This window comes from Streptomyces sp. NPDC001194, assembly GCF_042896985.1.
Taxonomy (GTDB): domain Bacteria; phylum Actinomycetota; class Actinomycetes; order Streptomycetales; family Streptomycetaceae; genus Streptomyces.
Genome location: NZ_JBIAXU010000003.1, coordinates 552,161 through 571,360, shown reverse-complemented (window position 1 = coordinate 571,360; position 19,200 = coordinate 552,161). Strand labels below are relative to the sequence as shown.

Genomic DNA, 19,200 nt, shown 5'->3' with positions numbered 1-19,200 from the left:
GCGCGGTTCTCACGCTAGGGCCGCGGTGCGCCGACCGCGCGGGGAGGGCGGCCACGCGGGAGGCTGGATCCATGGACATCACGATGCGGCTGGCCCAGCAGCCGGAGGCCGACGAACTCCTCGGCCGCAGCCCGCTCGCCGCGCTCGTCGGCATGCTGCTGGACCAGCAGGTGCCGATGGAGTGGGCGTTCTCGGGCCCGTACACGATCGCCCGGCGGATGGGGGCGGACGACCTGGACGCCCACGCCATCGCCGCCGCCGACCCCGAGGCCTTCGCCGCGCTGCTCTCCGAGAAGCCGGCCGTGCACCGCTACCCCGGGTCGATGGCGAAGCGGGTGCAGCAGCTGTGCGCGTACCTGGTGGAGCACTACGAAGGGGACGCGGAGGCCATCTGGCGCGGCGTGGGCACCGGACAGGAGCTGCTGAGGCGGCTCAAGGACCTGCCCGGCTTCGGCGAGCAGAAGGCCCAGATCTTCCTGGCGCTGCTGGGCAAGCAGCTCGGCGTGCGCCCCAAGGGCTGGCGCGAGGCCGCCGGCGGCTACGGCCCGGCGAACGTCTACCGCTCGGCGGCGGACATCACCGGGCCGGAGTCCCTGGCGAAGGTGCGGGCGCACAAACAGGAGATGAAGGCGGCGGCCAAGGCCGCCAAGGCGGAGAAGGGCTAGGTCCTACAGCGCAGCCAGGGCACGGGCCGGACGGGCCCGCAGCGCCGACGCGTAGACCTCGTCCGAGTCCAGGCGCCGCAGCTCCTCCGAGATCAGCTCGGCCATGCTGCGGATCTTCAGGGCGACCTTGCGGTCGGGGCTGCCCGGCAGGATCAGCGTGGCCAGCGCCCCGTCGGGGCGGTCCACCGTGATCTCGCCCTCCCGCGTGGCCAGCCGGACCCGGGTGATCACGGGCCCGTCCGTGGCGACCCGCTCCACGGGAACCCCGAGCCGGTCCCCCAGCCAGCGCGCCAGCAGCTCGGCGCTCGGGTTGCCGGGCTCGCTCTCCACCGCCGCGCCCGTCACCGGCAGCGGCTTCTGGTCCACCGCGGCGGCGAGCAGCGCCCGCCACGGCGTGAGCCGGGTCCAGGCGAGGTCGGTGTCCCCGGGGGCGTACGAGGCGGCCCGCCGGTCCAGTTCCGCCACCGGGTCGGCGGTGGCCTCCGCGTCCGTGATCCGGCGCTGGGCGAGCGCGCCGAGCGGATCCCGCGCCGTGTCGGCGGGGGCGTCGGCCGGCCACCACGCCACCACCGGCGCGTCCGGTACCAGGAGCGGGAGGACGACCGAGCCCGCCTGCTCGTTGAGCGCCCCGTGCAGGCGCAGCAGCACGATCTCCCCGGTCCCGGCGTCCGAGCCGACGCGCAGCTCGGCGTCCAGGCGGCTCTGGCGGAGCTTGTGCGAGCCGCGCGAGGTGCGCTTGATCACCACGATGATGCGGCAGGGGTGTTCGCGCGAGGCCTCCGAGGCCGCGCGGACGGCGTCGTAGGCGTTCTCCTCGTCGGTCGCTATGACGAGCGTCAGCACCAGGCCCATCGTCGGGCTGCCGACGGCCCGGCGGGCATCGAGCAGGGCACGGTCGATCTTGCTGGACGTGGTGTCGGTGAGTTCGGTCCGCATGGGCCGAAGTCTGTCAGCGCCGGGGCCCCCGGCGGCACCCCGGCGGGGGATCCGGCCGCCGGAATCCGTCACGTATCAAGCGGTGGGGGCGGTGGGGGCCGACGGGCCTCATCTGCGCCGCTTCGCCGTCCCGAAGATCGAGCGCGAGATCTCCCGCCCCAGCTGGGTCCCGATCGACCGGGCCAGCGAGCGGAACAGCCCGCTCCCCACCACCTGCTGGGCGAGCGAGGGATCCGGCTTCGGCGCGCCGCGCGCCGCCTTGGCCGCCTCCTTGGCCTGCTTCTCGGCCTCCGCCTCGGCGGCGGCCGCCTCAGCCGCCGCTTCGGCCGCGGCCTGCTCGGCGCTGATCTTCTCGTACGCCGACTCCCGGTCGACGGGCTGCGCGTACCGCGAGTAGAGGAGCGAGGACTTGACCGCAGCCTCGAGTGCGGCCGCGTCGATCGGGCCCATCAGCGACTGCGGGGCGCGCAGCCGGGTCGCCGCCACCGGGGTCGGGGCGCCCTTCTCGCTGAGTACGGTGATCACCGCCTCGCCCGTCCCGAGCCCGGTCAGCAGCTCCTCCAGGTCGTACGCGGAGTTCGGGAAGGTCTTCACGGTGGCCTTCAGCGCCTTCGCGTCGTCGGGGGTGAAGGCGCGCAGCGCGTGCTGCACCCGGTTGCCGAGCTGCGCGAGCACGTCCGCCGGCACGTCCTTGGGGGTCTGCGTCACGAAGAAGATGCCGATGCCCTTCGAGCGGATCAGCCGGACGGTCTGGGTGATGGACTCCAGGAAGGCCTTCGAGGCGCCGTTGAAGAGCAGATGGGCCTCGTCGAAGAAGAAGACGAGCTTCGGCCGCTCCAGGTCCCCGACTTCCGGCAGGTCGGTGTAGAGGTCGGCCAGCAGCCACATCAGGAAGGTGGAGAAGAGCTGCGGCTTGTCCTGGACCGCCGGGAGTTCCAGTACGGAGACCAGACCGCGCCCGTCGGCCGCGGTCCGCAGGAATTCACCGGTGTCGAATTCCGGCTCGCCGAAGAACTCCGAGGCGCCCTGCTGCTCGAAGGCGGTCAGGGCGCGCAGGATCACCCCGGCCGTCACCGTGGACAGCCCGCCGATGCCCTTGAGCTCGGCTTTCCCCTGGTCGGAGACGAGGAAGGCGACGACGGCCCGCAGGTCCTTGAGGTCGATCAGCTCCAGTCCCTTGGTGTCGGCGTAGTGGAAGATCAGGGCGAGCGACTGCTCCTGGGTCTGGTTGAGCTGCAATACCTTCGACATCAGCACCGGGCCGAAACTCGTCACGGTGGCCCGGAGCGGAATGCCGGGGCCGATCCCGCCCAGCGAGTAGAACTCGCTCGGGAATCCGGCGGCCTCCCACGGCTGGCCGACTTCCTCCGCCCGCTGCGCGACCTTGTCGTTGGCCGCGCCCGGCACCGAGATGCCCGACACGTCGCCCTTGATGTCGGCGAGGAACACCGGGACGCCGCCCGCCGACAGCTGCTCGGCGATGAGCTGGAGGGTCTTGGTCTTGCCGGTGCCGGTGGCTCCCGCCACCAGGCCGTGGCGGCCCAGCATCGACAGCGGGATGCGGATCTGGCGGTCCGGCAGGCAGGCCCCGTCCCAGAGCAGGGCACCCAGTTCGAGCGCGGGTCCGGTGAAGGCGTACCCGGCGGCGATCTGGTCGGCCGGGGACGCGGGGTCGGTGCTCTCGCTCATACATCACTCCCGAAATAGCCCTGCCTGCCACTTTTGCACCGGCTTGGCAAGGCTGCGCCCGCAGGCACCGGCCCGGTAGGCTTTCCGTGTGATCTTCAAGCGCATCGGAAACGGGCGGCCGTACCCCGACCACGGCAGGGAAACCACCCGGCAGTGGGCGGATGTCGCCCCGCGCCCGGTCCGGCTCGACCAGTTGGTGACGACCAAGGGGCAGCTGGACCTCGAGACGCTGCTCGCGGAGGACTCGACGTTCTACGGGGACCTCTTCGCCCACGTCGTGAAGTGGCAGGGCGACCTGTACCTGGAGGACGGACTGCACCGCGCCGTGCGCGCGGCCCTGCAGCAGCGCCAGGTGCTGCACGCGCGCGTACTCGAAATGGACTACTGAGCCGGGACACGCCGTAGGCGAGGCCGCGAAGGGCTTCGACCCGGGCCCCCCTTGGGGTTCCGGTTCGGGAGAATTGCGCCTTTCGGGTCGGTCTTGCCCTATCAACAGATCATTTGGTGGGCATCGCAGGCGGGCGGTATTACGCTGCGCCCATGAGCATGCTCACTCCCCCCGGCATGGGCGGAAAGTACCGCGTCACGGGTGCTTCCTACCCCCGTATGAGGCCACCGCGTCGGCGCCGCCGGATCGTCCTCACCGTGCTCGGAGCAGTCCTCGGTCTGGCCCTGCTCGGCTACGGATCCGTGCAGCTCATGAACGTGTTCCGCGGCGAGGGCGGCAGCGGCAGACACCAGAGCGCCGCCGGCAAGGACTGCGCGACCCCGAAGCCCAGGGCGGGCGCCGCGGCGGCCGCCAGCCCCGCCGCCGCCAAGCCGGCCGTGGCCCTGCCGCAGCCCGGCGAGATCACGGTCAACGTCTACAACGCGACCCCGCGCGCCGGGCTCGCCAAGTTGGTCGGCGACGAGCTGAAGAAACGCGGCTTCACCATCGGCAAGGTCGGCAACGCACCCGCCGACTTCGACAAGAAGGTCCCCGGCACGGGGATACTGCTCGGCTCGCCCAAGACCGACAAGGCCGCCTTCTCCGTACTGGGCACCCAGCTCGAAGGCGACACGCAGCAGACCGACGCCCGGGAGGGCGCGGACATCGACCTGATCCTCGGCGACGCCTTCAAGGAGCTCAGCCCGAAGGAGGCGGCGGACAAGGAGCTGTACCTGCTGGCCAACCCGCAGCCGGCTCCCGCCAAGACCTGCTGAACGCGAATCAGCCGGCCGCCCCGGAAGGGGTGGCCGGCTGATTCGTGCGTCGTCTCCGGCCCCTACTCGGCCGAGCCGTACATGCGGTCGCCCGCGTCGCCGAGGCCCGGAACGATGTAGCCGTGCTCGTTGAGCCGCTCGTCGACCGCGGCCGTCACGACCGTCACCGGGGTGCCCGCGAGGTCGCGCTCCATGACCTCGACGCCCTCGGGCGCGGCCAGCAGCACCACGGCGGTGACGTCGTCGGCGCCGCGCTTGATCAGTTCCTGGATCGCCGCGACGAGCGTGCCGCCGGTGGCGAGCATCGGGTCGACGACGTAGACCTGCCGCCCGGAGAGGTCCTCCGGCATGCGCGTCGCGTACGTGGAGGCCTCCAGGGTCTCCTCGTTGCGGACCATGCCCATGAAGCCCACCTCGGCGGTCGGCAGCAGCCGCATCATGCCGTCCAGCATGCCGAGGCCGGCGCGCAGGATCGGCACCACCAGCGGGCGCGGGTGCGAGAGCTTCACGCCGGTGGTCGGGCCGACCGGGGTGACGATGTCGGCCTGCTCGGTGCGCACGTCGCGGGTGGCCTCGTACGCGAGGAGGGTCACCAGCTCGTCGGCGAGCCGACGGAAGGTGGGGGAGTCGGTGCGCTTGTCGCGCAGGGTGGTCAGTTTGTGCGCCACCAAGGGGTGATCGACGACCTGCAAACGCACAACATCCTCCAAGGCTCAGCTGCCGGGTTTCGACCTGCGACCTGCAAAAACGGCCGCACCTTTTCGCGACCCACGGTCAAAAGGCTACGCGGTGCGCGCACCCCCGTGCGTCCGAACCCGCCCCGCCGCCCGCGGATCGGCGCGGATCGCCTGCCGATGCGACCGGATCCCCTGCGGATGCGACCCGCCCGGACGCCCAGCACGCTGGACGGATGAGCAACGCACCGGTGGTCGTGGCGGTCGACGGGTCCGAGCACAGCCTCAAGGCGCTGGAATGGGCGCGGACCGAGGCGCTGCGGCACGGCAGCCCGCTCGTGGTCGCGCACGTACTGCCCGACAGCGTCCAGCTGTACGCGGCGCGCCGCACCTCCCTCGCCGACCCCTCGCAGCCGAAGGAGTTCGCCGACCCGGTCGGCGAGCACGTACGGGACGTCCTCGCCGGCGCCCCCGAGCTGCCGGCCGAGGTGCGGTACGAGTCGCTGGAGGGCTCCGTGCCGGAGGCCCTGCGGGTGACCGGGGAGGAGTCCCTGATGCTGGTGATGGGCTCCCGGGGCCGCGGCGGCTTCGCCGCCCTGCTGCTCGGCTCGAACAGCCGCGCCGTGGCCTCCACGGCGGCCTTCCCGGTGGTGGTCGTCCCGCACGCGGCGCGCAGCGCCGAGGCGGGGGCCGGGCAGTCCGCCGGGCGGGTGGTGCTCGGCCTGCACGCCGCGGAGACGCCGGACGACGTGGTGGCCTTCGCCTTCGCGGAAGCGGCCGCACGGGGGACCACCGTCCAGGTGGTCTCGGCGTACGCGATCCCGCCGGCGCCGGTCATGGTCGTGGACAACCCCTTCCAGGTGATCCCCCCGGAGGGCCTGGCCGACGACGGGAACGCGGTGCCGGCGGAGCGGGAGATGCTGCGCTCCCAGACGGAGCGGCTGGCGCCGTTCCGGGCCCGGTGGCCGCAGGTGCCGGTGGAACAGGCGGCGGTCCCGGGCGATGCCGCGGAGCGACTGGTGACGGCCTCCCGGTCGGCGGCCCTGGTGGTGGTGGGCCGCCATCACCCGCGGCGCAGGGTCGGGGCCCTGATGATCGGCTCGGTGGCGCACGCGGTGCTCCACCACGCGCACGGTCCGGTGGCGGTGGTCCCGACCCTGTCGGACGACGAGTGACAACCCTTCTGAGCTGCGAAGGGGCTGCGAAAACGGGAAGCGAAGGGGTGGCATCAACCGCCCCGTCCGGGGGAAGGTGGGGTGCGGGGGGGTCTGCTTCGCGTCGGCGGAGGAGGACTACCGGACCAGCCGGGGTGGTGGCGGATGCCCGACACGAAGCCGAGCCGAGAGAACGACGCGCCGCAGCCGCCGGAGACGGCGGCGCAGCGCAGAGCGCGCAGGGCGCAGTTCCTGCGCGACCTGATGGAGGCGCAGGCCCTGCGCGACCGCGTCCAGCCCCGCCGCGCCCGCGCGGCCCGCATGCGCCAGCAGATGCGCATGCGTACGTTCCGCTGGTAGCCCGGATCCCCGCGCATCCGCCCCGCCGGGCCCACGCGCCACGCCCCGGGGCACCGCCTCTTGGCCCGCGGTGACGCGGGGCCGGTCCGCCCGGCCCGCGTTCGAGGCGCGGGAGCCCCGGGACGGGGGTCCGGCACCGGCGCCGCGCCGGGGCTCCGGGCGGGATCGCGGGGGCCCCGCGAGGCCGCCGCGGCGTGCCCCGGCAGCCCCCGTACGGCCCCCGTACCGCCCGCGGAGCGCACGGCACGGGACGACGCAAGCGCCGAAGACCTCTCGCAAAGCCGCGCTTTCTGCCACGATGCCGATTGGGCGGGGCACGAACGGCGAGCAGGACAGCCGTTCCAACCCTCCCCACCTCCGGCCGGGGGGACCTCCAACCGGCACGCCTATGACCAGTGGGAGAGTCACGGTGTATTTCGCCGCACTGCTCGCGCGCACCGAAGACGGGTGGGAAGCGAGCGACATGGAACTCGACGACGTCGAGTCCCTCAGTGATCTGATCGATCTCGCCCGTACCGCCGCTGTCGACGACGACACGGTGGTCGCCCTCATCGAGCAGGAGGACGCCTGGTTCGGCGTCGTCCGCGTGGACGGCGAGGAGGACCCGCGGTACTTCGTATCGAACGCCTCGGCGGCCTCCCGCAGCTCCTACGGCTCGATGCTCACCGACGAGCTGCTGGGCAGCGACGAGGAGGACGACGAACTCGACGAACTGGACCTTGACGGCACCGAGGACGGCGAGGAGGAGACGATCGCCGCGTTCACGGATGGCGACGACGAGGACGAGGAGGACTCGCCCGGCGCGGAGCCGGTACCCGCCGGCCCGCTCGGCGACCCCCGGCTGCTGGACGACCTCGGCGTCAGCAACAAACAACTGATGACCCTCGACGGGGACGCCCTCTCGGAGATCGCCGAGTCCCTCGGCGCCACCGAGGTGCTGGAGGCCGTCCGCTAGTGATCACCACGCACCACCCCCTGCACGGCCCCGATCCCGTACGGGACCCGTGGCGGGACTCCATGCGCCTCGCGCTCGCGGAGGCCGCCCGGGCGGTGCCGGCCGGCGACGTGCCGGTCGGCGCCGTCGTGCTGGGCCCGGACGGCGAACTCCTCGCCACCGGGTACAACGAGCGCGAGGCCACCGGCGACCCCACGGCGCACGCCGAGGTGCTGGCGCTGCGCCGGGCGGCCGCCCGGCTCGGCGAATGGCGGCTTCCGGGGTGCACCCTCGTGGTGACCCTGGAGCCGTGCGTGATGTGCGCGGGCGCGCTCGTGCAATCGCGGGTGGCCCGGGTCGTCTACGGCGCCGACGACGAGAAGGCGGGGGCCGCGGGGTCGCTCTGGGACCTCGTACGGGACCGCAGGCTCAACCACCGTCCGGAGGTGATCCGCGGCGTGCTCGCGCAGGAGTGCGCGCGGCAGCTGACGGACTTCTTCCGGGACCGCTGAGGGGGCTCGGCGGCATCGATTTCATTTGATGCCGGTCCTTAGGCTAGGATCCATCTCGGTAGTGTGTCCGAGTGGCCGAAGGAGCTCGCCTCGAAAGCGAGTATGGGGCAACCCATCGGGGGTTCAAATCCCTCCACTACCGCTTCGTTCGGAAGCCCCGCCCCGCAAGGGACGGGGCTTCCGGCGTTTTCCGGCGGGACACCGCGGCCCGACGCGTCTTTACGGATGACGCCCGCGTGACCGCGCGCCCCGCTCCGCCGTTGTCACGGCATGACCAAGACCCAGCGCATGCTCGCCGCCTTCGCCCTCGCGGGGGCCGCCGCGGGCCTCGCCGCTCCCGCCGCCTCCGCCGCCACCCCGGCCCCGATCACCCTCCCGGACCTGCCGCAGGCGGCCCCGGGCATGCCGCAGGGGGCCACGCCCGGGTCCGTCCAGGAGATCGGCGGAAAGCTCAACGAGCTGGACAAGCTCGGTCGGCTGACGGAGCTGCCGAACGACCTGGCGCCCGTGATCGCCCCCGCGGAGCCCGTCCTGGGCCTGCTCGGCGCCATCCAGTAGCGGCGCCATCCGGTAGCGGCGGGGGCCGGACCGCGGCGGAAGCCGAAGAAGGCCCCGACCGGGGTCGGGGCCTTCGACGTACGGGCGGGGGAAGTGGCATCGGGGGGACAAGCCACTTCCCCCGACGAGGACGGAACCTGCCAGTCCGAACCGCAGTCAGGGGGAAGCTTGCGGCTCGGACCCCGCAGTGAGGTCCTGTCCCTCACCCACCGGTTTCCTGCCAGAACCGGTGGGCTCGTCTTCAATACTGCGCCACCCCCACCCGCCCGTACTGCGGCAAAGGGCCCGGACGGCCGGGTCATTGGTCCATAAAGGCCGGGTGAGTGTCCGAAGACGAACGGTTAGACTCACCCGACTCAGCAGGACCGGTTTGGGGAGGCCGACACCGCTCATGGACACCAAGAAGATGATCATGAGTGGGCTCGTCGTGTTCGTGCTCTTCGTGATCATCACCCAGCCGGTCAAGGCTGCCGACATCGTCAAAATAGGCTTCCAGGGCATATCGGACGCAGCGCACGGCATCGGCGCGTTCATGACCGAATTGGTGCGCTGAACCCGTACGCTGACGCGGCCTTCCGAACGACCGGCCCCCCACTCCGACGGGTGGGGGGCTTTCGCGTTCCCGCACCCCCTCGCACAGCCCAGTCCAAAACACCCCATTATGCCCAACTTGCCCTCAACACGGCGATATACGGTGCTTGCACACAGTGCACATGTCTTGTGATGCTATGACCGCTTTTGACGGATGAGTTGACATGAAGGGGTGGCGTGACCGTGCCGGCCAGTACTGCGCCTCAGGTGCCACCCCAGCAGGAGCCCCAGGACTCCCCGGTCCCGCCTCGGCAGGAGCCCCCTGAGGAGCCTCCAGCGCCCCCGAGACCGCAGAGCCGGGGCGCGGACACCCGGGCCCTCACCCAGGTCCTGTTCGGCCAGCTGAAGGGCCTTCAGCCGGGCACGAGCGAGCACCACCGGGTGCGCGGGGCCCTCATCGAGGCGAACCTCCCGCTCGTCCGGTACGCGGCCGCCCGCTTCCGCAGCCGCAACGAGCCGATGGAGGACGTGGTCCAGGTCGGCACGATCGGCCTCATCAACGCGATCGACCGCTTCGATCCGGACCGCGGGGTGCAGTTCCCGACGTTCGCCATGCCGACCGTCGTGGGCGAGATCAAGCGGTACTTCCGCGACAACGTCCGCACCGTCCACGTGCCGCGCCGCCTCCACGAGCTGTGGGTCCAGGTGAACGCGGCCACCGAGGACCTCACCACCCTGCACGGGCGCACGCCCACCACGCCCGAGATCGCCGAGCGGCTGCGGATCACCGAGGACGAGGTGCTGTCCTGCATCGAGGCGGGGCGCTCGTACCACGCCACCTCGCTCGAGGCCGCCCAGGAGGGCGACGGGCTGCCGGGGCTGCTGGACCGCCTCGGGTACGAGGACCCGGAGCTGGCCGGGGTCGAGCACCGCGACCTCGTCCGGCACCTCCTCGTACAGCTGCCCGAACGTGAACAAAGGATCCTGCTGCTCCGGTACTACAACAATCTGACGCAGTCCCAGATCAGCGCGGAGCTCGGCGTATCCCAAATGCACGTTTCGCGACTGCTCGCCCGGAGCTTCGCTCGACTCCGGTCCGCAAACAGGATCGAGGCGTAGCTGAAACGGGTGGAGCTCTCTCCGCCGTTTCCCACAGAATGGGCTCATTCCGCTCTGTCGCTGGAGATATATGTCGACTTGGCGCTACAGCGTGTTGCCGACATGTGACATTCTGCTGGAACCGCGTTTGCCGCAGCCCCGCCTCCGGTATTCAGGTGGAGGCTGCGTTCCTCCGACGGACGCGCCGTACGCGACCGTCCGCGACCTCAAGGGGGTGGCATGTCCGTAGACCAGGGCAGCTCCAAGGTGCTCACGCTCGTCAAGAGCGCGGCGCCGGCAGCGCCTGCACTGCCTGCAGCGCCTGTCCGCTCGGAAGCCATCGACACCCGCACCCTCTCCCGCTCCCTCTTCCAGCGACTTGCCGCCCTGGACGCGGACAGCCCCGAACGGGCGTACGTACGCGACACCCTGATCGAGCTGAACCTCCCGTTGGTCCGGTACGCGGCGGCCCGCTTCCGCAGCCGGAACGAGCCGATGGAGGACATCGTCCAGGTCGGCACGATCGGCCTGATCAAGGCGATCGACCGGTTCGACTGCGAACGCGGCGTGGAGTTCCCGACGTTCGCGATGCCGACCGTCGTGGGCGAGATCAAGCGATTCTTCAGGGACACCTCCTGGTCGGTGCGCGTCCCGCGCCGCCTCCAGGAGCTGCGCCTGGCCCTCACCAAGGCCAGCGACGAGCTCGCCCAGAAGCTCGACCGCTCGCCGACGGTGCCGGAACTGGCCGCCGTACTCGGGGTGTCGGAGGAGGACGTCGTCGACGGCCTCGCCGTCGGCAACGCGTACACCGCGTCCTCGCTCGACTCGCCCTCCCCGGAGGACGAAGGCGGCGAGGGCTCGCTCGCGGACCGGCTCGGGTACGAGGACGCCGCTCTGGAGGGCGTCGAGTACCGCGAGTCCCTGAAGCCGCTGCTGGCCAAACTCCCGCCCCGGGAACGGCAGATCATCATGCTGCGGTTCTTCGCGAACATGACGCAGTCGCAGATCGGCGAGGAGGTCGGCATCTCCCAGATGCACGTCTCCCGCCTGCTGACGCGCACGCTGGCACAGCTGCGCGTGGGCCTGATCGGCGAGTAGCAGGGGCCGCAAGGGTTCCCACCTGACGCAGGGTCAGCAAAACTACGGCGATGCGAGTGGACCGCCGAACGCTCACCCTGATGACCCTGTGCTGCTCTCTGGCCGCCGCATGCCTGACGGGATGCGGCGGCCCGGCACGTGACGGCTACGCGGCCGCGGGCGCCGTGGCCCCGGGCCCCGAACGCCGGGCGGGCGACAACGTGCCGCCACAGTCCCCGGTGGAGCTCCGGCAACTGGCCGAGAGCCCCCCTCCCACCTCGGAGACGGGGAGTACGCCGCCCGGCACCCCGGACCCGAGGAGCCCGGCGGCCTCCGCCCAGGGCGGATCCCCGGCCACCCCGGCCGGTACCGCACAGCCGGCCCAGCCCCCGCCGGGGCAGGCACCCCCGGGGCAGGCACCGCCGGGGCAGGCACCGCCCACCCCGCGGCCCCCCGCGCCCGAGCCGGGGACGACGCCCCCGGCCACGCCGGCGAGCCTGACGCTGGGCCCGCCCACCCGCGCCCCGGCGGCGGACCGCTGGTGCGAGAAGGTCACGGTGGCGTTCACCAACACGGGATCGAAACCGGCCACTTCCGGCACGGTCACGTTCGCGACGCACATCATCGGCGCACTGGGCATCGACTGGGCCACGATCACCACGACCCAGCCCCTCCCCGCCCCGGTCCCCGGGGGCACGACGAAGACGCGGACCTACACGGTCTGCGTCGAGTCCTGGCGGGTCCCCCTGGGCATGCACGTGGAAACCCGGAGCGCGACGGCGACCTGGACGTAGGCGCCGGGGCGATCGGAGCCAGGGCCGGCCGGGGAGAGGGGACGGCCGGGGAGAGACGGCGGAGGGGAGATTCCGGGGCGGGGAGGGGAGGCGGGGGCAGGGGTGCGGCCCGCGCGGCGCCCCGCCCCGCCCTCACCGGCGACTACAGGGCCAGCCAGGCCACCAGGCCGATCAGCACGACCGCGGCGACCCCCACCCCCAGCCACAGCCCGGCCTTCGACCCCGAGCTCTGCGCCGCGGCCTGCCGCCGCCGGGATCCCGGGGCCACCGGCCCCGCCCCGGCACCCGGCCCGGCCGGTGCGGCCTCCTCGACGAACGCCCGGAACATCTGAGTGCTGCCCGCGGGGTCGTAGTTGCCCTCGGGTCCCTGTGAGTTGTGGTTCGCAGCCATGCCTCAGGACCCTAGCGGCTTTTCCCATTCCTTTACCGCCCGCACCCCCCTATTCGTTTGCCTGTAGCAACCAATCACTCTTATGGTTGCCCTAAGCAACAACATGAGGAGGGGAGGGAGCCCCGTGACCACCGAAGCCCGGACGCTGCAAGCGCCACCGGCACCACCCGCAGCGCAGACACCCCACACCCCCACCACCCGCTACGAAGAGCTGGCCCGCCAGCTGACCGGCATCGGCGCCGTCAAGCGCGACCTGGCCCGGCTGCTCCCCCCGGACTGCCCGGCCGGCTCGGCCGCCGTCCTCACCCTGCTCGACCGCCACGGCGAAATGCGGCTCGGCCGCCTCGCCGACCTCATGGCCATCGACATCTCGGTGACCAGCCGCCACGTCGCCCACGTCGCCGACCGCGGGTGGATCACCCGCGACATCGACCCCGGCGACGGCCGCTGCCGCATCCTGCGGCTCACCCCGGCCGGCCACGCCCTCCTCGCCGAGGTCGGCGCCCGCTACACCGGCGCGCTGGAAAGGGCCCTGGCCGACTGGTCCCCGCACGACATCGACGTACTCAACACCTTGCTGACCCGGCTCCGATCGAGCTTCTAGACCGAAGGAAACACATGGCGACCACCGCACCCACCGGTGTGCAGGGAGGCAGCCGGTCGGAGACCACGTCCGACCCCGCGTCCGCTCCCGGCTCCCCCGCCCCCATGACCCACGCCCAGATCATGAAGGCGCTGTCCGGGCTGATGCTCGGCATGTTCGTGGCGATCCTGTCGTCCACGATCGTCTCCAACGCCCTGCCCCAGATCATCAGCGACCTCGGCGGCACGCAGTCCTCGTACACCTGGGTCGTCACGGCCGCCCTGCTGTCGATGACCGCGGCGACCCCGCTCTGGGGCAAGCTGTCCGACCTCTTCAGCAAGAAGCTGCTGGTCCAGATATCCCTGGTGATCTACGTCCTCGGCTCGGTGGTCGCGGGCCTGTCCCAGAACACCGGCATGCTCATCGCCTGCCGCGTCGTCCAGGGCATCGGCGTCGGCGGTCTCTCCGCCCTCGCCCAGATCGTGATGGCCGCGATGATCTCCCCGCGCGAGCGCGGCCGCTACAGCGGCTACCTCGGCGCGGTCTTCGCCGTCGCCACCGTCGGCGGCCCGCTCCTCGGCGGCGTCATCACCGACACCTCGTGGCTCGGCTGGCGCTGGTGCTTCTACGTCGGCGTGCCGTTCGCGATCATCGCCCTGATCGTCCTCCAGCGGACCCTGCACCTCCCGGTCGTCCGCCGCGACGTCAAGGTCGACTGGCTCGGCGCCTTCCTGATCAGCGGAGCCGTTTCCCTGCTCCTGATCTGGGTCACCCAGGCCGGCGACTCGTACGACTGGGTCTCCTGGACCACCGCGGCGATGACCGGCGGCGCCGTCCTCCTCGGCCTGCTCTTCCTCCTCGTCGAGTCCAAGGCGAGCGACCCGATCATCCCGCTGCGCCTGTTCCGCAACAAGACCATCTCCCTCGCCTCCGCGGCCTCGCTGTTCGTCGGCATCGCGATGTTCTCGGGCACGGTGTTTTTCAGCCAGTTCTTCCAGTTGGCCCGCAACGAGTCCCCCACGATGTCCGGAATCCTCACGATTCCGATGATCGGCGGGCTCTTCGTCTCCTCCACGGTTTCCGGTCAGGTGATCACCAAGACCGGTAGGTGGAAGGCCTGGCTCGTCTCCGGCGGCGTCCTCCTGACGGCCGGCCTCGGGCTGCTGGGCACCCTGCGGTACGACACCCCGTACTGGCACATCGCGATCTACATGGCGCTGACCGGCCTCGGTCTCGGCATGATGATGCAGAACCTCGTCCTCGCCACGCAGAACCAAGTGGCCCCCGAGGACCTGGGCTCCGCCAGCTCGGTCGTCACCTTCTTCCGCTCCCTCGGCGGCGCCGTGGGCGTCTCCGCGCTCGGCGCGGTCATGGCCAACCGGGTCACCCACTACGTCAAGGACGGGCTGGCCGAACTCGGCCCGAAGGCGGCGGCGATGGGCCACGGCGGCACCGCCGGCGGCGGGATCCCCGACCTCGACAAGCTGCCCGCGCCGTTCCGCACGGTCGTCGAGTCCGCGTACGGGCACGGCGTCGGCGACGTCTTCCTGTACGCGGCGCCGTTCGCGCTGCTCGGGCTCCTCCTGGTGCTGTTCATCAAGGAGGTCGCGCTGAAGTCGAAGCCCGCGGCCCACGCTCCGACCGCGTCGGCGGCCACGGCCACGGCGGAGTAGCGACGGCGAGCGGTACCCGCGGACCCCCGTCGGGCCGCCTCTCCCCTCCGGCAGGGCGGGAGCGGCGCCCGGCGGGGGTTTCCTACGTCCCCGGCCGGGCGGCGGCCTTCGCCTCGATGCCCGCGATCAGGACGTCGAGCGCGAGGACGAAGTCCCCGTCGGACGCCCGCCGGGCGGTGCCCCCGCAGCCGTTCAGGAACTGCGACACGGCCAGGTGCGCGCCCGTCCGGCAGGCACCCGCCAGGCCGGTGGCGTCGAGCAGCCGCTGCAGCGCGGCGTCGAAGGCCCGGGCGTGCGGGCCGATGTTCGGGTACGCGGCCGTCAGCGGCGCCACCCACGGGTGTTCCGCCAGCAGCCGCCGGTAGCCGCAGGCCAGCGACCGCAGCCGGCCGGTCCAGCCGTCCTGGGACGGCGCGGCAGGTGCGATGGGCTCGGCGGGTGCGATCGGCTCGGCGGGTGCGATCGGCTCTGCCGGGGCGCTGCGGGGCAGCGGGAGCTCGCCCAGGGCCCGGTCCAGGGCGAGTTCGAGCAGGTCGTGCTTGGTGTCGACGTACCAGTACAGGGACATCGCGGTGACCCCGAGCCCGGCGGCCAGCCGCCGCATCGAGAACCGGGCCAGCCCCTCGGCGTCGAGCAGCCGGACGGTGGCTCCGGTGATCCGGTCCCGGTCGAGACCCGAAGGCGCCTCGCTGCGGCGCCTGGCGGGTGCGGGGTGCCCGGGGGCCAGCCACACGCTGGTCCGGGAAGCGCCGGGATCGGCCGTGGTCACCATGGAGGCACCCTCCTCACGACAACTGGATCAGCCCGGAATGCCCGGTCCGCCCACTTGATGCTAGAGGGTGCCTCCTGTGTTCCGGCAGGTTCAGGACGGGGCGGACGTGCCGTTCAGGGGGGCGGTCAGGTCGTAGAAGGCGGCCCCGCCGACCGTGGTGGTCTTGAAGTTGGCCTTGACCCAGCTCGTGATGGCGCTGCTGGTGCCACCGCCCGGACCACCGCCCGGGCCGCCGCGCATGCCCTGTGCCTCGCCGCCCTGGCCGCCGGTCTCACCGACGAAGTAGTGGATCTTCCCGGCGCGCACGTACTCCTGGAACTTGGCGAGCGTCGGGGACGGGTCGCTGCCGTTGAAGCCGCCGATCGGCATCACCGGCTCGCCGGAGGCCAGCTGGTAGCTCGCCGCGTTCTGCGCGCCGACGGCGGCCGCCGCCCAGGTGTACTTCCCCGCGTCCTTGCGCAGGGCGGCCGTGGCCTCCTGGCCGACCTTCGTACCGCCCAGCAGTCCGCCGGGTCCGCCGCCCGCGGAGTTCTGGCCGCCGCGCGCACCGCCGCCGCGCCCGCCGGGGAAACCCTGCGCGCCGCCGGGCAGACCCTGCCCGCCCTGCCCGCCGGGGAATCCCTGACCGGCTTGTCCGCCGGGGAACTGCCGGGAACCGCCCTGCGAGCCGGCTCCTGCGGGCCCGCCCTGCTGCGGGGCGCCCTGCGGCATCCCCTGCGGGAAGGCGCCCGGAGGGAGTTCGCCGCCGAAGCGCATGCCCATGCCGCCCATGCCGCCCCGGCCGCCCGAGACCGCGGGGCCTGCCGTCACGATCGACCCGCCGCGGGTGGAGTCCACCGTCGTCAGGCAGTACGCCAGCGGACCGGCCAGCGCGGCCGCCAGCCCCAGCCCCGCCGCGCCCAGCACGAACCGGCGGCCGAGCCGGGCGCCGAACAGCAGCCCGGCGGCCGCGAGGAGGCCGGCCACGAGGACCGTCCAGCGCAGCCACGGCAGGTATCCGCTCGAGCGGCCGAGCAGGACGTACGACCACCAGGCGGTCAGGGCGAGGGTGCCGGACAGGGTGAGCGCGGCGGCCTTGCCGCCCCGTTCCTCCCACAGCATCGCCACGCCCATGCCGACCAGCGCGGCCACGAACGGCGCCAGCGCCACGGTGTAGTACTCGTGGAAGATGCCCTGCATGTAGCTGAAGACGAGCGCCGTGATCAGCAGGGCGCCGCCCCACACCAGGAACGCGGCCCGGGCCATGCCCTCCAGGGAGTCGGCGGCCCGGCGGGCCCGCCAGGTGATCACGATTCCGGCGACGAGCATGACCAGGGCCGCCGGGAGCAGCCAGGAGATCTGTCCGCCGATGTTGGCCGAGAACAGCCGGTCGATGCCGGTCTCCCCCCAGCCGCCACCGCCGCCTCCGCCCCCGGGCCGCGCTCCGCCGCCGACGCTGCCGGTCTCGTCGCCGTTGATCCGGCCGAGGCCGTTGTAGCCGAGGGTGAGCTCCAGGAAGGAGTTGTTCTGCGAGCCGCCGATGTACGGGCGGGAGGACGCGGGCCAGAGCTCCACGATCGCCACCCACCAGCCGCCGGCCACCACCATGGCGGCTCCTGCGAGCATCAGCTGGCCGAGCCGGCGGCGCAGCCTGGTCGGCGCGCAGACCGCGTACACCAGGGCGAGCGGCGGCAGGATGACGAAGGCCTGGAGGGTCTTGGTCAGGAAGGCGAAGCCCACCGCGACGCCCGCCCAGACGAGCCACTTGGTGTGGGCGCCGTCGAGGGCGCGCAGCACGCAGTAGACGGTGACGGTCATCAGCAGGGCGAGCAGCGCGTCCGGGTTGTTGAACCGGAACATCAGCGCGGCGACCGGGGTGAGCGCGAAGACCGCGCCGCTGATCAGTGCGGCCGCGGGCCCGAAGTGGCGGCGTACGGCGGCGTAGAGCACGGCGGTGGTGCCGACGCCCATCAGGGCCTGCGGGACGAGGATCTGCCAGCCGCCGAGCCCGAACAGCCGGACGGACAGCGCCATGGGCCACAGGGCGGCCGGGGGCTTGTCGACGGTGATGGAGTTCCCGGCGTCGGAGGAGCCGAAGAAGAAGGCCTTCCAGCTCTCGCTGCCGGCCTGGACGGCGGCGGAGTAGAAGGAGTTGGCGAAGCCGGAGGCGCCCAGGTTCCACAGCAGCAGGACGGCGGTGGCCAGCAGGAGCGCCACGTACGCGGGCCGCTCCCAGCGGGGGCGCTCTGGGGTCGCGGTACCGGCGCCGGAGGTGGCGGTCGGGGTGGACGGAGCGGTCGGGGCCCGTTCGGGGAACGGGGAGTCCATGGGTGGTACGGCCGTGGTCATCGGGTGTCGTCCTTCGCGGGTGTGGCGCGCCGCTCGGGGAAGACCCAGGCGCGGAAGAGCAGGAACCTCAGCACGGTCGCGGCGAGGTTGGCCGTGATCAGCACGGCCAGTTCGGTGCTGTGGGAGGGGGCGGAGGTGGCGGCGCCGAGGGCGGCGAGCGATCCGCTGGTCAGGGCCAGTCCGACGCCGAACACGACGAGGCCCTGGGCCTGGTGGCGTACGGCCCGGTCGCGGCCGCGGACCCCGAAGGTGAGCCGGCGGTTCGCGGCGGTGTTGGCGACGGCGGAGACGAGCAGCGCGCCGCCGTTGGCGAGCTGCGGTCCGGCGCCGAGCCGGAAGAGGGAGTACAGGGCGAGGTAGGCGAGCGTGGAGAGCGCCCCGACGGCGCAGAAGCCGAGGAGCTGGCGGGCCAGACCGCGCGGCACGCCGGGCAGGGCGCTGCGGTCGCGCGGGTCGTCTCCGAAGGGGCGGGCGAGCCGGTCCAGCGGCAGCGCGCCGACGGCCAGTGCCCGGCCCACCCGCCACATGCCCTTGAGGTCCTCGGTGGCGGTGCTGACGATGTGGACGGTGGAGCCCGGGTCGTCCACCCAGTCGACGGGAACCTCGTGGATCCGCAGTCCGGCCCGCTCGGCGAGCACCAGCAGCTCGGTGTCGAAGAACCAGCCCGAGTCCTCCACCAGCGGCAGCAGCCGCTCCGCGACCTCCCGCCGGATGGCCTTGAACCCGCACTGGGCGTCGCTGAAGCGGGCGGCGAGCGAGGAACGCAGGAGCAGGTTGTAGGCGCGGGAGACGAACTCCCGCTTGGCTCCGCGCACCACGCGCGAGGAGCGGGCGAGGCGGGTGCCGATGGCGAGGTCGGAGTGGCCGGAGATGAGCGGGGCGACCAGCGGCAGCAGCGCGTTGAGGTCGGTGGACAGGTCCACGTCCATGTAGGCGAGGACGGGCGCCTCGGAGCGGGACCAGACGGTCCGCAGGGCGCGGCCGCGGCCTTTCTCCTCCAGCCGGGTGCTGCGTACGCCGTCGACGTCGGCGGCGAGGGCGGCCGCGATCTCGGGGGTGCGGTCGGTGCTCGCGTTGTCGGCGATCGTGATGCGGAACGGGTACGGGAACGTACGGGTGAGGTGGTCGTGGAGCCGGCGCACGCACGGGCCGAGGTCCGTCTCCTCGTTGAAGACCGGGATCACCACGTCGAGTACGGGCTCGCCGGGCACGGGCGCGAGGTGCGCCCGTGCCGGAAGGGCGCCGGAGGAGGTGTCGGTTCGCATAGA

General features: G+C 72.4%; 21 protein-coding genes and 1 tRNA gene. 15 read left to right on the top strand and 7 right to left on the bottom strand.

Annotated features, from left to right (window positions below):
- The first annotated feature begins 71 nt into the window (after positions 1 to 71).
- A complete protein-coding gene (locus ACFY1T_RS10735; RefSeq protein ID WP_390787838.1) occupies positions 72 to 665 on the top strand; it encodes an HhH-GPD-type base excision DNA repair protein in 594 nt (197 codons plus the stop codon).
- A gap of 3 nt (positions 666 to 668) precedes the next feature.
- On the opposite strand, the gene opcA is transcribed toward ACFY1T_RS10735, so the two are convergent.
- Positions 669 to 1,601 (bottom strand): glucose-6-phosphate dehydrogenase assembly protein OpcA, encoded by a 933-nt coding sequence (gene opcA, locus ACFY1T_RS10730; RefSeq protein WP_390787837.1) that lies wholly within the window; start codon positions 1,599 to 1,601, stop codon positions 669 to 671.
- 108 nt (positions 1,602 to 1,709) lie between these two features.
- On the bottom strand, positions 1,710 to 3,290 hold the full coding sequence (locus ACFY1T_RS10725; protein WP_390787836.1) for a helicase HerA-like domain-containing protein: 1,581 nt from the start codon (positions 3,288 to 3,290) through the stop codon (positions 1,710 to 1,712).
- An 88-nt stretch (positions 3,291 to 3,378) separates the two neighbouring features.
- Here ACFY1T_RS10725 and ACFY1T_RS10720 point away from each other — a divergent pair, with 88 nt between their 5' ends.
- The gene (locus ACFY1T_RS10720) at positions 3,379 to 3,678 is read left to right on the top strand and encodes a type II toxin-antitoxin system VapB family antitoxin (protein WP_030160221.1); all 300 of its coding nucleotides are present in this window, start codon (positions 3,379 to 3,381) and stop codon (positions 3,676 to 3,678) included.
- 152 nt (positions 3,679 to 3,830) lie between these two features.
- Entirely contained in the window at positions 3,831 to 4,493 is a 663-nt protein-coding gene (locus ACFY1T_RS10715) for a LytR C-terminal domain-containing protein (protein WP_390787835.1), read from the top strand.
- A 62-nt stretch (positions 4,494 to 4,555) separates the two neighbouring features.
- Here ACFY1T_RS10715 and upp read toward each other — a convergent pair whose 3' ends face one another.
- Complete coding sequence (gene upp, locus ACFY1T_RS10710; protein WP_030160225.1) at positions 4,556 to 5,191, bottom strand: uracil phosphoribosyltransferase; 636 nt, start codon at positions 5,189 to 5,191, stop codon at positions 4,556 to 4,558.
- 212 nt (positions 5,192 to 5,403) lie between these two features.
- Here upp and ACFY1T_RS10705 point away from each other — a divergent pair, with 212 nt between their 5' ends.
- The 10 genes from ACFY1T_RS10705 (at position 5,404) to ACFY1T_RS10660 (ending at position 12,185) form a co-directional block, all read left to right on the top strand.
- Entirely contained in the window at positions 5,404 to 6,342 is a 939-nt protein-coding gene (locus ACFY1T_RS10705) for a universal stress protein (RefSeq protein WP_030857927.1), read from the top strand.
- A 144-nt stretch (positions 6,343 to 6,486) separates the two neighbouring features.
- A complete protein-coding gene (locus tag ACFY1T_RS10700; protein WP_390787834.1) occupies positions 6,487 to 6,681 on the top strand; it encodes a hypothetical protein in 195 nt (64 codons plus the stop codon).
- A gap of 409 nt (positions 6,682 to 7,090) precedes the next feature.
- Positions 7,091 to 7,636 (top strand): hypothetical protein, encoded by a 546-nt coding sequence (locus ACFY1T_RS10695; RefSeq protein WP_390787833.1) that lies wholly within the window; start codon positions 7,091 to 7,093, stop codon positions 7,634 to 7,636.
- The gene (gene tadA, locus ACFY1T_RS10690; protein WP_030857921.1) at positions 7,636 to 8,127 is read left to right on the top strand and encodes a tRNA adenosine(34) deaminase TadA; all 492 of its coding nucleotides are present in this window, start codon (positions 7,636 to 7,638) and stop codon (positions 8,125 to 8,127) included. The genes ACFY1T_RS10695 and tadA overlap by 1 nt, the downstream gene beginning before the upstream one ends.
- 57 nt (positions 8,128 to 8,184) lie before the next feature.
- Positions 8,185 to 8,269, top strand: a tRNA-Ser gene (locus ACFY1T_RS10685).
- A 128-nt stretch (positions 8,270 to 8,397) separates the two neighbouring features.
- A complete protein-coding gene (locus ACFY1T_RS10680; protein WP_030857919.1) occupies positions 8,398 to 8,685 on the top strand; it encodes a hypothetical protein in 288 nt (95 codons plus the stop codon).
- A 391-nt stretch (positions 8,686 to 9,076) separates the two neighbouring features.
- Entirely contained in the window at positions 9,077 to 9,238 is a 162-nt protein-coding gene (locus tag ACFY1T_RS10675) for a hypothetical protein (RefSeq protein WP_165937499.1), read from the top strand.
- Between the two features lie 221 nt (positions 9,239 to 9,459).
- On the top strand, positions 9,460 to 10,335 hold the full coding sequence (locus ACFY1T_RS10670; RefSeq protein ID WP_078860028.1) for an RNA polymerase sigma factor SigF: 876 nt from the start codon (positions 9,460 to 9,462) through the stop codon (positions 10,333 to 10,335).
- A 219-nt stretch (positions 10,336 to 10,554) separates the two neighbouring features.
- Positions 10,555 to 11,412, top strand: coding sequence for an RNA polymerase sigma factor SigF (locus tag ACFY1T_RS10665; RefSeq protein WP_389009099.1), 858 nt, complete (start codon positions 10,555 to 10,557; stop codon positions 11,410 to 11,412).
- A gap of 56 nt (positions 11,413 to 11,468) precedes the next feature.
- The gene (locus ACFY1T_RS10660) at positions 11,469 to 12,185 is read left to right on the top strand and encodes a hypothetical protein (RefSeq protein ID WP_390787832.1); all 717 of its coding nucleotides are present in this window, start codon (positions 11,469 to 11,471) and stop codon (positions 12,183 to 12,185) included.
- Positions 12,186 to 12,327: 142 nt separating this feature from the next.
- Here ACFY1T_RS10660 and ACFY1T_RS10655 read toward each other — a convergent pair whose 3' ends face one another.
- Positions 12,328 to 12,576 carry a hypothetical protein gene (locus tag ACFY1T_RS10655; protein WP_390787831.1) on the bottom strand — a complete coding sequence of 83 codons (249 nt, stop codon included), beginning with the start codon at positions 12,574 to 12,576 and terminating at the stop codon, positions 12,328 to 12,330.
- A gap of 145 nt (positions 12,577 to 12,721) precedes the next feature.
- Between ACFY1T_RS10655 and ACFY1T_RS10650 the strand changes: the two genes are divergently transcribed.
- Entirely contained in the window at positions 12,722 to 13,180 is a 459-nt protein-coding gene (locus tag ACFY1T_RS10650; RefSeq protein WP_051805019.1) for a MarR family winged helix-turn-helix transcriptional regulator, read from the top strand.
- A 14-nt stretch (positions 13,181 to 13,194) separates the two neighbouring features.
- Positions 13,195 to 14,832: an MDR family MFS transporter gene (locus ACFY1T_RS10645; protein WP_390787830.1), complete on the top strand. Its 1,638-nt coding sequence runs from the start codon at positions 13,195 to 13,197 to the stop codon at positions 14,830 to 14,832.
- Positions 14,833 to 14,914: 82 nt separating this feature from the next.
- Here ACFY1T_RS10645 and ACFY1T_RS10640 read toward each other — a convergent pair whose 3' ends face one another.
- The 3 genes from ACFY1T_RS10640 to ACFY1T_RS10630 all read right to left on the bottom strand — a co-directional run bounded on the left by ACFY1T_RS10640 (position 14,915) and on the right by ACFY1T_RS10630 (position 19,197).
- Positions 14,915 to 15,604, bottom strand: coding sequence for a TetR/AcrR family transcriptional regulator (locus ACFY1T_RS10640; RefSeq protein WP_390787829.1), 690 nt, complete (start codon positions 15,602 to 15,604; stop codon positions 14,915 to 14,917).
- 90 nt (positions 15,605 to 15,694) lie between these two features.
- The gene (locus ACFY1T_RS10635) at positions 15,695 to 17,932 is read right to left on the bottom strand and encodes an ArnT family glycosyltransferase (RefSeq protein ID WP_390787828.1); all 2,238 of its coding nucleotides are present in this window, start codon (positions 17,930 to 17,932) and stop codon (positions 15,695 to 15,697) included.
- Positions 17,929 to 19,197, bottom strand: coding sequence for a glycosyltransferase (locus tag ACFY1T_RS10630; protein WP_390787827.1), 1,269 nt, complete (start codon positions 19,195 to 19,197; stop codon positions 17,929 to 17,931). Before ACFY1T_RS10630 ends, ACFY1T_RS10635 begins: the two co-directional genes overlap by 4 nt.
- Positions 19,198 to 19,200: the final 3 nt, after the last annotated feature.

Coding starts and splice junctions, on each gene's coding strand:
- ACFY1T_RS10735 (WP_390787838.1), top strand. CDS start 72: ATGGACATCACGATGCGGCTGGCCCAGCAGCCGGAGGCCGACGAACTC.
- opcA (WP_390787837.1), bottom strand. CDS start 1,601: ATGCGGACCGAACTCACCGACACCACGTCCAGCAAGATCGACCGTGCC.
- ACFY1T_RS10725 (WP_390787836.1), bottom strand. CDS start 3,290: ATGAGCGAGAGCACCGACCCCGCGTCCCCGGCCGACCAGATCGCCGCC.
- ACFY1T_RS10715 (WP_390787835.1), top strand. CDS start 3,831: ATGAGCATGCTCACTCCCCCCGGCATGGGCGGAAAGTACCGCGTCACG.
- ACFY1T_RS10705 (WP_030857927.1), top strand. CDS start 5,404: ATGAGCAACGCACCGGTGGTCGTGGCGGTCGACGGGTCCGAGCACAGC.
- ACFY1T_RS10700 (WP_390787834.1), top strand. CDS start 6,487: ATGCCCGACACGAAGCCGAGCCGAGAGAACGACGCGCCGCAGCCGCCG.
- ACFY1T_RS10680 (WP_030857919.1), top strand. CDS start 8,398: ATGACCAAGACCCAGCGCATGCTCGCCGCCTTCGCCCTCGCGGGGGCC.
- ACFY1T_RS10675 (WP_165937499.1), top strand. CDS start 9,077: ATGGACACCAAGAAGATGATCATGAGTGGGCTCGTCGTGTTCGTGCTC.
- ACFY1T_RS10665 (WP_389009099.1), top strand. CDS start 10,555: ATGTCCGTAGACCAGGGCAGCTCCAAGGTGCTCACGCTCGTCAAGAGC.
- ACFY1T_RS10655 (WP_390787831.1), bottom strand. CDS start 12,576: ATGGCTGCGAACCACAACTCACAGGGACCCGAGGGCAACTACGACCCC.
- ACFY1T_RS10645 (WP_390787830.1), top strand. CDS start 13,195: ATGGCGACCACCGCACCCACCGGTGTGCAGGGAGGCAGCCGGTCGGAG.
- ACFY1T_RS10640 (WP_390787829.1), bottom strand. CDS start 15,604: ATGGTGACCACGGCCGATCCCGGCGCTTCCCGGACCAGCGTGTGGCTG.
- ACFY1T_RS10635 (WP_390787828.1), bottom strand. CDS start 17,932: ATGACCACGGCCGTACCACCCATGGACTCCCCGTTCCCCGAACGGGCC.
- ACFY1T_RS10630 (WP_390787827.1), bottom strand. CDS start 19,197: ATGCGAACCGACACCTCCTCCGGCGCCCTTCCGGCACGGGCGCACCTC.